This window comes from Roseicyclus marinus, from assembly GCF_036322625.1.
Taxonomy (GTDB): Bacteria; Pseudomonadota; Alphaproteobacteria; order Rhodobacterales; family Rhodobacteraceae; genus Roseicyclus; species Roseicyclus marinus_A.
The window spans coordinates 1,772,420-1,787,632 of record NZ_AP027266.1; the positions used below are offsets into that span (position 1 = coordinate 1,772,420).

The following is a 15,213-nucleotide window of genomic DNA, read 5'->3' on the forward strand; positions in this document are numbered from 1 at the left end:
CCGGTCCAGAACCGGGCTGTTTCGCACCCAAGGGGGCCATGCCGCATGATCATCGTTCAAGACCTGCACAAGCATTTCGGCGGCTTCCACGCGGTGGACGGTGCCAGCCTCACGATCGAAACGGGCTCCATCACCGCCCTGATCGGCCCCAATGGCGCAGGCAAGACCACGCTCTTCAACGTCATCGCAGGCGTGCTGCCGCCCACCTCGGGCCGCGTCGTGATGGATGGCGAGGACATCACCGGCCTGCCCCCCCATGTGCTCTTTTCCAAGGGGCTTCTGCGCACCTTCCAGATCGCGCATGAGTTTCATTCCATGACCTGCCGCGAGAACCTGATGATGGTGCCCGCCGGTCAATCGGGCGAAACGCTCTGGAACACCTGGTTCGGGCGCAAACGCATCGCCGACGAGGAACGCGCCCTCCGCGCCAAGGCCGACGAGGTGCTCGAATTCCTCACCATCGAACACCTGGCCGACCACCCGGCGGGCCAGGTTTCGGGCGGGCAGAAGAAACTCCTCGAACTTGGCCGCACCATGATGGTCGACGCCAAGATCGTCTTTCTGGACGAGGTCGGCGCAGGCGTGAACCGCACGCTCCTCAACACGATCGGCGACGCGATCATCCGCCTGAACCGCGAACGCGGCTACACCTTTTGCGTGATCGAACACGACATGGATTTCATCGGCCGCCTCTGCGACCCCGTCATCGTCATGGCCGAGGGCAAGGTTCTCGCCCAAGGCACCATCGACGAGATCAAGGCAGACGAGGCCGTGATCGAGGCCTATCTGGGCACCGGCCTGAAAAACAAGGACAAGCTCGAAGGGGCAGAGGCATGAGCGATACCTCCAACCCCTACCAGAACGACCGCGGCAACAAGGACCTGTCCATCACCCGCCCCGGCACCGGCACGCTCTCCTCCAGCCCCGGCACGGGGCATGCGATGAACACGAGCCAGGCCTTTCTCATCGGCGACACGATGACCGGCGGCTATGGCAACGGCCCCGACATCCTGCACGATTGCACCATCGCCGTGAACCCGGGCGAGATCGCCGTGATCGTCGGCCCCAACGGCGCGGGCAAATCCACCGCGATGAAGGCCGTCTTCGGCATGCTCAACGTGCGCCAGGGCTCCGTCCGCCTCGATGGCGAGGATATCACCGACCTCACGCCCCAGGCCCGCGTCGCCAAGGGCATGGGCTTCGTGCCCCAGACCAACAACATCTTCGCCTCCATGACGGTCGAGGAAAACCTCGAGATGGGGGCCTTCATCCGCCGCGACGACATCCGCGAGACGATGGAACAGGTCTATGACCTCTTCCCCATCCTCAAGGACAAGCGCCGCCAGCCCGCGGGCGAATTGTCGGGCGGCCAGCGCCAGCAGGTCGCCGTGGGCCGCGCGCTGATGACCCGCCCCAAGGTGCTCATGCTCGACGAACCCACCGCCGGCGTCTCTCCCATCGTGATGGACGAGCTGTTCGACCGCATCATCGAGGTCAGCCGCACCGGCATCCCGATCCTGATGGTCGAACAAAACGCCCGCCAGGCGCTCGAGATCGCCGACAAGGGCTATGTGCTCGTGCAGGGCCGCAACGCCCATACCGGCACCGGCAAGGAACTGCTGGCCGATCCGCAGGTCCGCCGCAGCTTCCTGGGCGGCTGATGCCCATGCGCTGGCTGCCCGCCCTCCTCTGCCTCACAGCCGCCCCCGCCCTGGCCGAGCCCTGGGCCTGCGCCTTCACGGTGGAATGCAACGTGACCGAGGGTTGCGACAGCACCGGCTTCCAGGCCCAGGTGATCGCCGCCGACCATGCGGGCGACCTCTTCTTGCGCACCGCCATGGGGGCAAGCCCCCTCACCCGTCTGACGCCCGAAGGCGCGCTTCCCGTCAGCTATGCGGGCGCCACCCATGACGGCATCGCCGAGCTTCTGACGATCGAGGCCGACCGCACCGCGATCCTGACGCTGCACATGTTCGACGGCACCGCCGCCGCCATCACCCATTTCGGAACCTGCGAGGAGATGACCTGAATGGACATCCTCAACGCCTTCGTGACGTTGCTCAACTTCGTCATCATCCCGGCCACCGCCTATGGCGCGCAGCTCGCGCTTGGCGCGCTGGGCGTGACGCTGATCTACGGCATCTTGCGCTTCTCCAATTTCGCCCATGGCGACACGATGGCCTTCGGCACGATGGTCGTGATCCTGTGCACCTGGGGCCTTCAGGGCGCGGGCATCACGCTCGGGCCGCTGCCCACCGCGCTTCTGGCGCTGCCCGTGGGCATCGCGATCACCGGGCTTCTGGTCATCGGCACCGACCGCGCCGTCTACCGCTTCTACCGCGCGAAAAAGGCCAAACCCGTCATCTTCGTCATCGCGTCGCTTGGCGTGATGTTCATCATGAACGGCATCGTGCGCTTCATCATCGGCGTCGATGACCAACGCTTCGCCGATGGCGAACGCTTCATCATCTCGGCCCGCACCTTCCGCGACATGACCGGCCTCGAGGAAGGTCTGGCCTTCCGCACCTCGCAGGGCCTCACCATCGTCGTGGCGATCATCGCCGTGGTGCTCCTGTTCTGGTTCCTCAACCGCACCCGCACCGGCAAATCCATGCGCGCCTTTTCCGACAACGAGGATCTGGCGCTCCTGTCGGGGATCAATCCCGAACGGGTCGTGATGATCACCTGGCTGATCGTCGCGGCACTCGCCACCACGGCGGGCACGCTCTACGGCCTCGACAAATCGTTCAAGGCCTTCACCTATTTCCAACTGCTCCTGCCGATCTTCGCCGCCGCCATCGTGGGCGGCTTGGGCAACCCGGTCGGCGCGATCCTGGGCGGCTTTCTCATCGCCTTTTCCGAGGTCGGCGTGACCTATGCCTTCCGCAAGGTCGTGGAATATCTCGCCCCCGGTGACTGGCAGCCCGAGGGGCTTTTGCAGCTCCTGTCCACCGACTACAAATTCGCGGTCAGCTTCGCGATCCTGCTCATCGTCCTCCTGTTCCGGCCCACCGGCATCATGAAGGGGAAATCGGTATGACCACGACACCTGACACCGCGCGCGGCCCCGCCATGGCCCCGGCCAAACGCGTCGACACCCGCGCCATCCTGCTCTTCGCCTTCGTGGCCTGCCTCTTTGTCGGCACGGGCGTGCTGCAATCGTGGAACACGACGCTCTCGATCTTCAACATGGCCCTTGTCGGCGCGATCATGGCCTTGGGCGTGAACATGCAATGGGGCTATGCGGGCCTGTTCAACGTGGGCGTGATGGGCTTCGTGGCGCTCGGCGGGCTTGCCGCCGTCCTCGTCTCCATGGACCCGGTGGACGAGGCCTGGGCCGCAGGCGGCCTCCAGATCCTCCTCGCCCTCGTCCTTGGCGCCGCGACCATTGTCCTCGCGATCCTCGCCTATGCGCGCCTTGCGGCCGGTCCGCTGCGCACGCTCGCGATGCTCGTCATCCTGATCGGCGGTTTCTTCCTCTTCCGCGCCGTCTTCGACCCCGCCGTCGCCCGGGTGGAGGCGGTCAATCCCGCCTCCACCGGCTATCTCGGGGGCCTCGGCCTGCCCGTGATCCTGGCCTGGCCCATGGGTGGCGTTCTGGCCGCAGGGGCCGCCTGGCTCATCGGCAAGACCGCGCTGGGCCTGCGCTCCGATTACCTCGCCATCGCGACGCTCGGCATCGCCGAAATCATCATCGCCGTGATGAAGAACGAGGATTGGCTCGCGCGCGGCGTCAAGAACGTCACCACCATCCCCCGCCCCGTCCCCTACGAGGTCGATCTCCAGCAATCGCAATGGTTCATCGATCTGGCGGACAGGCTCGGGGCCGATGTGATCACCTTCTCCTCGATCTTCGTCAAACTCTGCTATGCCTCGCTCTTCATCGTGGTTCTTCTCGCGCTGATCTGGCTCTCGGAAAAGGCGTGGAATTCGCCCTGGGGCCGGATGATGCGCGCGATCCGCGACAACGAGGTTTCGGCCTCCGCCATGGGCAAGGACGTCAAGGCGCGCCACCTGCAGGTCTTCGTCCTCGGCTCCGCGGTGATCGGCATGGCGGGCGCGATGATGACCACGCTCGACAGCCAGCTCGTGCCCGGGACCTACCAGCCCCTGCGCTTCACCTTCCTCGTCTGGGTGATGGTGATCGTCGGCGGCTCGGGCAACAACTGGGGTGCGGTCCTGGGCGGCTTCCTGATCTGGTGGCTCTGGATCCAGGTGGAACCGCTCGGCGCACTCCTGATGCAGGGCATCACGGCGGGCATGGATGCCGACAGCTGGCTGCGCGCCCATCTGCTCGACTCCGTCGCCCATATGCGGCTCCTGACGATGGGGCTCATCTTGCTCCTCGTCCTGCGCTTCAGCCCGCGCGGCCTCATCCCCGAGCGCTGAAACCGACAAGAAAGGGTGAAGGCCCGAACCCGGCCTTTACCCTTCCTCAACCCTCCAAGGCCGCCGCGCCGCGCCCCCCAAAGCCGCGCCTGCGCAATTAACCCTTCGACAAGCTTCGCCGCGCGATCTTAACCTCCCGGCAAGAAACGCCCCGCACCGTTAACCCCGCATCAAGGTTAACGCCCTGCCCTTCTCTGTTTCAAAAATATCCCGGGGGAGGCGCGCAAAGCGCGCCGGGGGCAGAGCCCCCAACCTACAGCCCCGGGCAGAGCCCCCCTACTTGTAATGCCCGAACCGGCCCTACCGCCCCTCGAACCGCGCCGGCCGCTTCTCGAGAAAAGCCAGAACGCCTTCCTTGAAATCGCGCGTGCGCCCGCAGTCGCCCTGCAATTGCCCTTCCATAAGAAATTGTTCTTCAAGGGAATTTCCCGCGCTCGCCTGCATCACCTTCTTGATCTTGCGATAGGCTTCGGTGGGCCCCGTGGCCAGATGCTCGGCCCTTGCGCGCCAGGTGCCCTCGAATTCCGCCTCGGGAACCGCCTCCCAGATCATGCCCCATTGGGCCGCCTGCGACGCGCTGATCTTATCGGCAAAGAGCGCCGCCCCCATCGCCCGCTGCATCCCGATCATGCGCGGCAAAACCCATGTCCCACCCGCGTCAGGGATCAGGCCGATCCGCGTAAAGGCTTGAATGAACGACGCATTTTCCGCAGCGATCACGATGTCACAGATCAGCGCCAGGTTCGCGCCCGCCCCCGCCGCCGTCCCGTTCACCGCCGCGATCACCGGCACGGGACAATCCACGATGGCCATCAGCATCGGGATATATTCATCCCTCAGCGTCCGCTCCAGGTTCATGTCCGAAACGGCCGCCTTGTCGCCCAGGTCCTGCCCGGAACAAAAGGCGCGACCGGTCCCGGTCAGCACCACGACCCGCGCAGTTTTCCCTGCATCTTCAACGGCATGGGTAATCTCGGCGCGCATCTGCGCATTGAGCGCATTCATCACCTCGGGCCGGTTCAGCGTGATCACCGCCATCCCGTCCCGGTCCATCCGCGTGATCGTCTGATACTCCATGCGCCGCTCCCCGTTTGCCTTGCGGCAGACTAGACGCGAGACTTGGCGGCGAAAAGCGCAAACGCGGCGTCACTCAGTCCCGCAAAAGGTCCTTGAGCCGCGCTTCCTCCTCGGCGCTCAGCGCCGCTTCGGTCGGTGCCGGGCTTTGCGCGCGGCGGCGGACATAGACCGCCGCAAGCCCCGCCCCCAACACCAACAGCAGCGCGGGCGCGAGCCACAGCACGATGTTCGATCCCGTAAGCGTCGGACGCAAAAGGACATATTCGCCATAGCGGTCGACGATGAAGGACACGACCTCTTCGTCGCTGTCGCCCGCGACCAGCCGTTCCCGCACCAAAAGCCGCAGGTCGCGCGCCAGTGTCGCGTTGGATTCGTCGATGGATTCATTGCGGCAGACAAGGCACCGCAAGCCCGCCGAAATATCCCGCGCGCGCTCCTCCATCACCGGATCGGGCAGCACCTCATCGGGCTGGACCGCCAGCGCCGGGCTTGCCAGCGCCAGCATGACGCCAAGGAAAAGCGCCCTCATTCCGCAGGCACCCCGTCCATCGTCGCCCGCGCCTTGGCCGCACCGGCGGCAAAGCGGTAGCGCCGGTCGCTCAGGCTCAGGAAACCGCCAAGCGCCATGATGATCGCACCACTCCAGATCCAGTTGGCAAAGGGCTTGAGCCAGACACGCAGCGCCCAGCCGCCACCCGCCTGCGGCTCGCCCAGGGTGACATAGACATCGCGGGTAAAGCCGTTGTCGATCCCGGCCTCGGTCGTCGGCATGCCCGCCACCGGGTAGATGCGCCGCTCGGGATGCAGGAGCGCGATCTGGGTGCCGTCTTCATCCCGCACGGCGACATGGCCCATGGTCGAGATGTAATTGGGCCCCCGCACGTTTTGTTCGACCGACAAAAGCTCGATCTCGTAGGCGCCGACCTGGTAGGGCTCGCCGGGTTGGGCGACGCGGATATCTTCGGTCTGGTAGCCCGTCAGCGCCACGACACCGAACATGGTGACGCCCACGCCCGCATGGGCGATCGTCTTGCCCCAATCGGCGCGCGGCAAGCGCCAGAGCCGCGCGAAACGTCCCGCGACATCGCCGCGCCCGGTGCGCGACCACAGATCGACGACAGCGCCCGCCATGAGCCAGACCGCCAGTCCGATCCCGATGGGCGAGAGCGCCGAGGAGCCGGTGAAGACCGCATAGGCCAAAAGCCCAAGCGCCACGGCCAGCACCATCGCGGGCACCAGCGCCCGCACCGCCCGGCCAAGGCCTGCGCGTTTCCACGGCAGCATCGCCCCGATGGGCAGTGCGATGGCCAGCCCGAACATGAAGGGCGTGAAGGCCGCGTTGAAAAACGGCGGGCCGACCGACAGCGTCCGGTCCCAGATCATTTCCGCGATGAGCGGCCAGATCGTGCCGATGAAGACGACAAAGGTCGACACCGCAAGAAGCAGGTTGTTCACCACCAGCCCGCTTTCGCGGCTCACGGTGGAGAAGACGCCCTTGGCCTCCATCGTGCCGGCGCGAAACGCGAAGAGCAACAGCGCGCCGCCCATGAAGAAGGCAAGGATCATCAGGATGAACACGCCCCGTTCGGGATCATTGGCAAAGGCATGCACGCTCGTCAGAACGCCCGAGCGCACGATGAAGGTGCCGATGAGCGAAAACCCGAAGGCGAGAATGGCCAGAAGGATCGTCCAGCTTTTCAGCGCCTCGCGCTTTTCCACCACGATGGCCGAATGCAATAGCGCCGCCGCGATCAGCCAGGGCATGAGCGAGGCATTCTCGACCGGGTCCCAGAACCAGAACCCGCCCCAGCCCAGCTCGTAATAGGCCCACCACGACCCAAGCCCGATGCCGATGGTCAGAAAGACCCAGGCCGCCAGCGTCCAGGGCCGCACCCAGCGGCCCCAGGCGGCATCGACCCGCCCCTCGATCAGGGCGGCCACGGCAAAGGAGAAGGCCATCGAGAGCCCGACATAGCCGAGATAGAGGAAGGGCGGGTGAAAGGCCAAACCGGGGTCTTGCAGCAGCGGGTTCAGATCCTGCCCGTCGAAAGGCGGAATTTCCAGCCGGAGAAACGGGTTGGAGGTGAAGAGGATGAAGGCGAAAAAGGCCGCCGCGACCGAGGATTGCACGGCCAGCACGCGGGCCTTGAGCGTCGGGGGCAGATTGGACCCGAACCAGGCGGCGCAGGCCCCGAAGAGCGTCAGGATCAGCACCCAGAGCAGGAGCGAGCCTTCGTGATTCCCCCAGACACCCGAGATCTTGTAGAGCAAGGGCTTGTCGGTATGGGAATTGGCCACAACGAGGTTGAGCGAGAAATCCGAGGTCACGAAAGCCCATGTCAGCGCCGCGAAGCTGAAGGCCGTGAGCAGGAATTGCGTGGTCGCGGCGGGGTCCGCCACGGCCATCCACGCGGCATTGCCACGCTGCGCGCCGATCAGCGGCACGATCATCTGGAAGATCGCCACCATGAAGGCGAGGATCAGGGCGAAATGTCCGAGTTCTGTGATCATGGCGCAAGTCTATGTCGATCGGGACGACGCGCCAATAGGATGCGACACCGCTTCACATCGGATTGACCGTGTCAAAGGCGCACGCCCCATGCCCGGCCGCCTGTGGGGGGCGGCCGGGCCTGCATATTTTTGGAAAGATGAAGCCCAAGGGCGCGGAGGGGCCTCAGGCGACCTCGCGGCCCAGGGCGGCTGTATAGATCTCGAACCAGGTCTGCCGGTCGAGCGTGACGCGCGCGGCATCGCCAAGGGCTGCGATCCGCGCAAGGCTGTTGGTGCCCATGACCGGCAGGATGCGCGCGGGATGCCGCAAGAGCCAGGCCACCGCGACAGCCTCGGCCGCGACGCCCTGGTCCTGCCCGATGCGGTCAAGGACGGCGCGGACAGCCGCACCCTCCGCCCCGAAAAGCCGCCCGCCCGCCAGCGGCGACCAGGCCATGATCGGGACGGATCTTTCCTGCATCCAGGCCACCTCGCCATCGGTGAGCGGTGCGTGATGCAGGACGCTCAGTTCGATCTGGTTGGTGGCCAGCGGCGTTTCCATCGCCGATTGCAGAAGCGACCAATCGTGGCGCTTGAAATTCGACACACCCACGGCCCGCACCTTGCCCGCCGCGACCAGCGTGTCGAGGGCGCGGCCCGTTTCCTCGTGGTCCATCAGCGGATCGGGGCGGTGGATCAGGAGAAGGTCGATCACCTCGATCCCCATCGCCGTGAGCGATTGTTCGACCGAGGCCGTGATATGGGGCGCGGACGTGTCGTAATACTTGACCCGCCGGTCGGAATAGCGGCCGACGGGCGCGATGATGTCGCATTTCGTGACGATCTCGATCCTGTCACGAAGGCCCGGAGCGTTGCGCAGGGCATCGCCAAGGATCGCCTCGGCGGTGTAGCCGCCATAGATATCGGCCTGGTCCATCGTGGTGATGCCTAAGGCGAGACAGGCCTCGATCTTGGCCTGGACATGCGCGGGCGAGGTATCGGCGTCATCGCCAAGCCGCCACATCCCATAGACGATGCGCGACAGGTCGAGCGGCCCGACATTGATCCGATCCACGTGAGAGGCCATCAGCGTCTTTCTCCTGTTCCCAAGGGCGTTGCGGGCGCGGTCGCGGGGACGCGGCCATAGGCATGGGGCAAGGAGCAGGTCTTGAGCTCCGGCATCACCAGCCGCCCGAAATGATCGCATTCCTCCATATGCGGATAGCCGGAAAAGATGAAGGCCCGGATGCCCATCTTGCGATAGGCCTCGATCTCGGACAGGACCTGGTCGGCAGACCCCACCAGCGCCGCCCCGCAGCCCGAGCGCGCGCGCCCGATCCCGGTCCAGAGATGGCGTTCGACATAGCCGAATTTATCCGCAAGCTCCCGCGCCTTGGCCTGGTGGCTCACGCCCAGCGATCCGCTGTCCAGCGCCCGCTCGCGGATCAGCTTGCCCAGCTCGTCGTCGAGTTTCGAGACGAGATGTTCGGCATATTCCCGCGCCTCGGCCTCGGTGTCGCGCACGATCATGTGGACGCGCAGCCCGTAATCGAGCGTGCGCCCATAGCGTTCGGCCACGGCGTTCACCGCGCGCATGCGCTCGGCGATCTGTTCCTTGGGTTCGGGCCACATCAGGTAGACGTCGCAATGCTGGCCGCACAGCTCCAGCGCATCGGGCGAATAGCCCCCGAAATACAGGAGCGGGCCACCCGTCTGGTAGGGGCGCGCGGGGTCGGTCGTCAGACCCTTGAACCGGTAGACCTGCCCCTCGTAGTCGATCGTGTCGCGGGTCCAGGCCTGCTTGAGGATCTCCACCACCTCGCGCGAGCGTTGGTAGCGATAGGCGCTGTCGGCGACCTCCCCCGGAAAATCGGAGGAGATGATGTTCACCGTCAGCCGCCCCTCCAGCATGTGGTCGAGCGTGGCGATGGTGCGCGCCAGCATGATCGGCTGCATCTCGCCGCAGCGCACGGCGGCAAGGAAATTGATCTTGTCGGTGATCGGCGCGCAGCCCGCGACGAAGCTCAGCGTATCCTGGCCCACCTGGTAGGAGGAGGGGCAGAGGATGTTGCGAAACCCGTTCGCCTCGGCACGTTGCACGATGCCCGAACAATGCGCCCAGCTTGACCGCAGCCTGCCATCGGGCACGCCGAGGTATTCGTAATCATCCGAACAGAGCGCGGCGAACCAGCTGACCTCGGCGGCGTCGAGATCGGCGGAGGTGACGGGGACGATGGACATCTGGCAGGCCCTCCCAAGCCCGTGGTCTGGACAAATTCCGAGTAGGCAGAATTCATGTGGACAAATTCCGTGTAGACAAGGGTTAGCGCTCACGGCATCGTATATCAATGGTGTATCAATCCAAGGTATGACCGGATGCGCGGCGCGCTGCCCACCTATCTGCGGATCGCCGAGCGGCTGACGCGCGATATCGTGGCGGGGCGCCTGCGACCGGGCGACCGCCTGCCCCCCGAACGCCGGATGGCCGCCGACCTGGGCGTGACCGTCACGACGCTGCGCAAGGCGCTGGCGGTGCTGACCGAACGGGGGCTCCTGGACCGGCGGCAGGGGTCGGGGAACACGATCACGGCGGGCGACACGGGCCGGGGGGTCTATGCGCTATTCCGGCTCGAACGGCCCGAGGGCGGGGGCTTGCCCACGGCGGATCTGTTGTCGGTGTCGCTCGAGGACAAACCCACCGATCTGCCCGACCTGGGCAGCGCCGTGCCGCAAGCCTGGCACATGCGCCGCCTGCGTCATCTGGACGGCGTGCCGGTCGCGGTCGAGGATATCTGGCTCGATGCCCGCTTTCCGGGGCGGCTGGCGCCCGAGACGATCTCGGAATCGCTCTATCGCAGCTACCGCGAGCTTCTGGGGCTGACCATCGCGCGGGCCGAGGATCGACTGGGCGCGGGCCCCCTGCCCGATTGGGCAACGAGTCTTTTGCCGGGCCATGCGCCGGGGCGCGTCATGGCCCTTGCCCGCCGCCGCGCATTCGATGCAGATGGGCGACCAGCCGAGGTCTCGTCCACATGGTTCGACCCCGACCGCGCGACCTATGTGGCGCGCCTTCCGTGATGCGAGACAGACAGAGAAAGAGACGCGCATGACCCGCTACGGCATCATCGGTTCCGGCATGATGGGGCAGGAACATATCCGCAACATCGCGCTTTTGCCCGGCGCGACGGTCACGGGCTTCGTGGAACCCGATGACAAGATGGCGGCGGCGACGCTTGCGCTCATGCCGCAGGCGGTGCGTTGCCCCGATATCGAGACGCTTCTGTCGCGCGAGGATCTGGACGCGCTCGTGATCGCCTCGCCCAACCATTGCCATGTGGGACAGCTGACCGAGATCGCGGCGCGCCGCCCCCTGCCCGTCCTGGTGGAAAAGCCGCTCTACACCGACGAGGCGCAGCTGCCCGCGCTGGAGCAGATCGCCCGTGATTTCCCCGCGCCGATCTGGGTGGCGATGGAATATCGCTACATGCCGCCCGTGCAGGTCCTGCGCGACATGGCCGAGACGGCGACAGGCGGCATCCAGATGCTGACGATCCGCGAGCATCGCTTCCCTTTCCTCGAAAAGGTCGGCGACTGGAACCGCTTCAACCGCAACACCGGGGGCACGTTGGTCGAGAAATGCTGCCATTTCTTCGACCTGATGCGCCTGATCCTGGCCGATGACCCGGTGCGGGTGATGGCCAGCGCCGGGCAGGCGGTGAACCATCTGGACGAACGCTATGGCGGCGAACGACCCGACATCTGGGATCATGGCTATGTGATCGTCGATTTCGCCCGTGGCACGCGCGCCATGCTCGAATTGTGCATGTTCGCCGAAGGCTCCCGCTACCAGGAAGAGATTTCGGCCGTCGGCCCCACCGGCAAGATCGAGGCGCTGGTGCCCGGGCCCACCCGGTTCTGGAACAAGGATCTCGGCCCCGCGCCCGTGCCCCGCGTCATCGTCAGCCCGCGCAACCCGACAGGTCCCGTGGAACATGACGTGCCGGTCGATCCGCGCCTTCTGGCGGCGGGCGATCACAACGGCTCCACCTTCTATCAGCATGAACGTTTCCGCGAGGTGGTCCATGGCCGCGCGCGGCCCGAAGTGACGCTGGCCGATGGCGCGGCCGCCGTGCGCATGGGGCGTGCCGCACAGGAAAGTGCCGCCACCGGTCAGGCCGTTTCGCTTGCCTGACAAAAGGTTTAGCCTGCGGGCATGACAGGGCGCATCGACATCGGGATAGACGGGGGCGGCACGGGATGCCGGGTGGCACTCTCCGTTGACGGTGGCACGCCGGTGGAAACGCGCGGCGGGCCCGCCAATATCGTCAGCGATCCCGCCGGGGCCGAGGCCGCGATCCGCCTTGCCCTGACCGAAGCGCTGTCTGCCCATGGTCTGGGCCTGGACGCGATGCCCCATGCGCGGGTCTGCGCGGGGCTGGCGGGCGGGCGCCTGCCGGGGGCGGCGGATGCCTTTGCCACCCGCCTGCCCTTTCTCGCCTATGTCGTCGATGACAGCGTGACGGCGCTTGAAGGCGCGCTCGAAGGGGCGGATGGCACCTTGGCGAGCCTCGGCACCGGCAGTTTCTTCATCCGCAAGGCGGGTGGCGTCACGCGGCATATCGGCGGCTGGGGTTTCCGGCTGGGCGACGAGGGCTCGGCCGCATGGGCCGGGCGCATGGCCCTGTCGCTCGCCCTGCGCGTGGCCGATGGCCGCCTGCCCCCCGATCCGCTGGCCGAGGCGCTGGTCACGGCCTGCCCGCCCCACCCCGTGCTCTGGACCGCCACGGCCACGCCGGGCGATTTCGCGCAGCTCGTGCGGATCGTCATGGCCCATCCCCAAAGCCCCATCGCGGTGCGGGTGCGCGATGCGATCCTCGCCGCGCTGGAGGAGGGTCTGGCGGATCTGGGCCATCAGCCCGGCGCGGCCCTGGTCGTGACCGGGGGGCTGGGCGAGATGCTGGTCCCCATGCTACCCCACAGGCTCACATCCGGGCTGCGGCCCGCAATCGGCCGTCCGCTCGATGGGGCGCTCCGGCTTGCAAGGGGGTTGCCGTGACGCTCTACACCGGGCTCGATTGTCTTGATGGCGACGGCCTGCGCCCCGACATGGTCCTGCGGATCGAGGGGGGGCTGATCACCGAACTGCGCCCGCGCAAAGCCGAAGACGAGGACGGGGCCAAGGACCTGTCGCAGGACGGCACGCGCGCGCTGATCTGTCCGGGCCTCATCGATCTTCAGGTCAACGGCGGCAATGGGCGGATGCTGGGCGACTGTCGCACAGCCGCCGATGTCTCGGCGCTGGCTGCGGCCCATCGCGCGGGCGGGGCGCTGTCGATCCTGCCGACGCTGATCTCCGACAGCCCCGAGCAAACCGCGCGGATCATTGCGCTGGTCGCTGAAGCAGCCTCGAGCGATCCCGCCATCCTCGGCCTGCATCTGGAGGGGCCGCATCTTTCCATCGCGGGCGCGCATGATGCCGCGCAGTTGCGCCCACTGACGGAGGATGATGTCGCCCTCTATGCGAAAGCCGCGCAAAGCCTGCCCCATCTGATCCTCACGCTTGCCCCCGAACAGGCCGCCCCCCGGCAGATCACCGCACTGGCCGAGGCGGGCGTGATCGTGGCGCTCGGCCATTCCGCGGCCAGCCATGATGCCGCCAAAGCCGCCTATGCGGCGGGGGCGCGCATGGCGACGCATCTCTTCAATGCCATGTCGGGCCTGCATCACCGCGAACCGGGCATGGTGGGCGCGGCCTTTGACCATGCGCCATGGATCGGGCTGATCGCCGATGGCGTCCATGTGCATGACGCGGCCCTTCGGCTGGCCTATCGCGCCGCGCGCGACCGGCTGATCCTTGTCACCGATACCATGGCCGTCGCCGGGACGCAGGACAAGGATTTCACGCTTGCGGGGCGGAAGATCACCCGTGCGAACGGACGGCTGACGCTGGCTGATGGCACCTTGGCCGGGGCCGACATCACCCTGCTCGACGCTGTGCGCCACATGGTGCGGGCGACCGGCGCGCCCCTGACCCAGATCCTGCCCTTGGCCTTCGACACGCCCCATCGCCTGCTCAAGGGCGCGCCGAACCGGCTGGCCCCCGGCATGCCGGCCACGCTCCTGTGCCTCAAGGGGGCATGACCGGCCCGCGATGGGATCGCCAAAGGCCTGCTACAGACAACCCGCCAGTGTTGTCGCCAGCCCGCGCATCATGGCCGGGTAAAGCGCCGATCCCGGTTCCAGCGCCGTGCCCAAAGGATCGAGAACGGCGGTCCTGGCCTCGGTGCCCTCCATCACCACGGCGACGATGCCGGGGTTGAACTGGGGCTCGGACAGGACGCAGGCGATCCCTTCTTCGGCCACGCGGGCCTGGATCTCGGCGATCCGCGCGGGGCTCGGGTCCGTCGCATCCGACAGCGAAATCGCGCCAGAGGCCGGGAAATCAAAAGCCGCCTCGAAATACTGGTAGGCGTCGTGGAACACGACGAACCGCCCGCCGCGCACCGGATCAAGGATCGCCCCGATCTCGGTTTCCAAGGCACCCAGCTCGGCCTTGCCCGCGGCGGCATTGGCGAAATAGGCCCCCGCATTGGCCGGATCCGCCGCAGACAACCGCGCCGCGATCAGGTCGAGCCAAAGGGCGGCATTGGCAGGCGACAGCCAGACATGCGGGTCATTGGCCCCATGGCCATGGTCGTCATGGGCATGCTCTTCGTGGCCATGGTCGTCATGTGCGTGACCGTCGTGGCCATGGTCATCATGACCATGCTCGCCATGTCCGTGGTCATCATGGCCATGCTCGCCATGCCCATGGTCCTCGTGCCCGTGGTCATCATGACCGTGCTCGCCATGACCGTGCGCGTCATGCCCATGCACATGCGCCTCGAACAGCGCGCCTTCGCGGAAGGGCAACAGAACCGTGCCCTCCGCCTGCATCAGCGTCAGTTGCGCCGCACCGCCTGCCAGCGTCTCGACCGCATCCTGCATCCAGGGCGTCAGTTCGGGGCCGACCCAGACCACGACATCGGCCTCCTGCAAAAGCGCCGCCTCGGAGGGGCGGAGGTTGTATTCATGCGGCGAAGCGCCTGGCTGCAGGATCAATCCCGGCTCCCCCACCCCGTCCATCACGCGGGCCACCAGCGAATGGACAGGCGCGATATCGACGGCCACGCGCGGCACCTCGGCCATCGCCGTCCCCGACAAAAGCATGGCGGCAACGGACAGGGAAAACAGCTTTCTGGACATCGGCGTGACCTC

General features: G+C 66.5%; 15 protein-coding genes. 9 read left to right on the forward strand and 6 right to left on the reverse strand.

What is annotated here, in order from left to right:
- Positions 1–45: 45 nt before the first annotated feature.
- From AABA51_RS08335 to AABA51_RS08355, 5 genes are read left to right on the forward strand one after another with little or no spacing between them, the layout of a single operon-like run.
- Complete coding sequence (locus tag AABA51_RS08335) at positions 46–837, forward strand: ABC transporter ATP-binding protein (RefSeq protein ID WP_338276358.1); 792 nt, start codon at positions 46–48, stop codon at positions 835–837.
- On the forward strand, positions 834–1,661 hold the full coding sequence (locus tag AABA51_RS08340; protein WP_338276361.1) for an ABC transporter ATP-binding protein: 828 nt from the start codon (positions 834–836) through the stop codon (positions 1,659–1,661). The genes AABA51_RS08335 and AABA51_RS08340 overlap by 4 nt, the downstream gene beginning before the upstream one ends.
- Complete coding sequence (locus AABA51_RS08345) at positions 1,661–2,029, forward strand: hypothetical protein (protein WP_338276362.1); 369 nt, start codon at positions 1,661–1,663, stop codon at positions 2,027–2,029. The genes AABA51_RS08340 and AABA51_RS08345 overlap by 1 nt, the downstream gene beginning before the upstream one ends.
- Complete coding sequence (locus tag AABA51_RS08350; protein WP_338276364.1) at positions 2,030–3,040, forward strand: branched-chain amino acid ABC transporter permease; 1,011 nt, start codon at positions 2,030–2,032, stop codon at positions 3,038–3,040.
- 32 nt (positions 3,041–3,072) lie between these two features.
- Positions 3,073–4,389, forward strand: a complete 1,317-nt coding sequence (locus AABA51_RS08355) for a branched-chain amino acid ABC transporter permease (RefSeq protein WP_338276494.1) — start codon at positions 3,073–3,075, stop codon at positions 4,387–4,389.
- A 300-nt stretch (positions 4,390–4,689) separates the two neighbouring features.
- On the opposite strand, the gene AABA51_RS08360 is transcribed toward AABA51_RS08355, so the two are convergent.
- The 5 genes from AABA51_RS08360 to AABA51_RS08380 all read right to left on the reverse strand — a co-directional run bounded on the left by AABA51_RS08360 (position 4,690) and on the right by AABA51_RS08380 (position 10,197).
- Positions 4,690–5,466: an enoyl-CoA hydratase-related protein gene (locus tag AABA51_RS08360; protein ID WP_338271301.1), complete on the reverse strand. Its 777-nt coding sequence runs from the start codon at positions 5,464–5,466 to the stop codon at positions 4,690–4,692.
- Positions 5,467–5,539: 73 nt separating this feature from the next.
- Entirely contained in the window at positions 5,540–5,995 is a 456-nt protein-coding gene (locus tag AABA51_RS08365) for a cytochrome c-type biogenesis protein (protein WP_338271302.1), read from the reverse strand.
- Entirely contained in the window at positions 5,992–7,977 is a 1,986-nt protein-coding gene (locus AABA51_RS08370; protein ID WP_338271303.1) for a heme lyase CcmF/NrfE family subunit, read from the reverse strand. Before AABA51_RS08370 ends, AABA51_RS08365 begins: the two co-directional genes overlap by 4 nt.
- A gap of 163 nt (positions 7,978–8,140) precedes the next feature.
- Positions 8,141–9,031, reverse strand: a complete 891-nt coding sequence (locus tag AABA51_RS08375) for an aldo/keto reductase (protein WP_338271304.1) — start codon at positions 9,029–9,031, stop codon at positions 8,141–8,143.
- An 11-nt stretch (positions 9,032–9,042) separates the two neighbouring features.
- A complete protein-coding gene (locus tag AABA51_RS08380; protein ID WP_338271305.1) occupies positions 9,043–10,197 on the reverse strand; it encodes an LLM class flavin-dependent oxidoreductase in 1,155 nt (384 codons plus the stop codon).
- A gap of 135 nt (positions 10,198–10,332) precedes the next feature.
- Here AABA51_RS08380 and AABA51_RS08385 point away from each other — a divergent pair, with 135 nt between their 5' ends.
- From AABA51_RS08385 to nagA, 4 genes are read left to right on the forward strand one after another with little or no spacing between them, the layout of a single operon-like run.
- Positions 10,333–11,034 (forward strand): GntR family transcriptional regulator, encoded by a 702-nt coding sequence (locus AABA51_RS08385; RefSeq protein WP_338271306.1) that lies wholly within the window; start codon positions 10,333–10,335, stop codon positions 11,032–11,034.
- A 28-nt stretch (positions 11,035–11,062) separates the two neighbouring features.
- On the forward strand, positions 11,063–12,148 hold the full coding sequence (locus tag AABA51_RS08390; RefSeq protein ID WP_338271307.1) for a Gfo/Idh/MocA family protein: 1,086 nt from the start codon (positions 11,063–11,065) through the stop codon (positions 12,146–12,148).
- A 21-nt stretch (positions 12,149–12,169) separates the two neighbouring features.
- Positions 12,170–13,012: a BadF/BadG/BcrA/BcrD ATPase family protein gene (locus AABA51_RS08395; protein ID WP_338271308.1), complete on the forward strand. Its 843-nt coding sequence runs from the start codon at positions 12,170–12,172 to the stop codon at positions 13,010–13,012.
- Complete coding sequence (gene nagA, locus AABA51_RS08400; protein WP_338271309.1) at positions 13,009–14,097, forward strand: N-acetylglucosamine-6-phosphate deacetylase; 1,089 nt, start codon at positions 13,009–13,011, stop codon at positions 14,095–14,097. Before AABA51_RS08395 ends, nagA begins: the two co-directional genes overlap by 4 nt.
- Before the next feature lie 30 nt (positions 14,098–14,127).
- Here the strand turns inward: nagA and AABA51_RS08405 are convergent, their stop codons facing one another.
- The gene (locus tag AABA51_RS08405) at positions 14,128–15,201 is read right to left on the reverse strand and encodes a zinc ABC transporter substrate-binding protein (RefSeq protein ID WP_338271310.1); all 1,074 of its coding nucleotides are present in this window, start codon (positions 15,199–15,201) and stop codon (positions 14,128–14,130) included.
- Between the last annotated feature and the right edge of the window lie 12 nt (positions 15,202–15,213).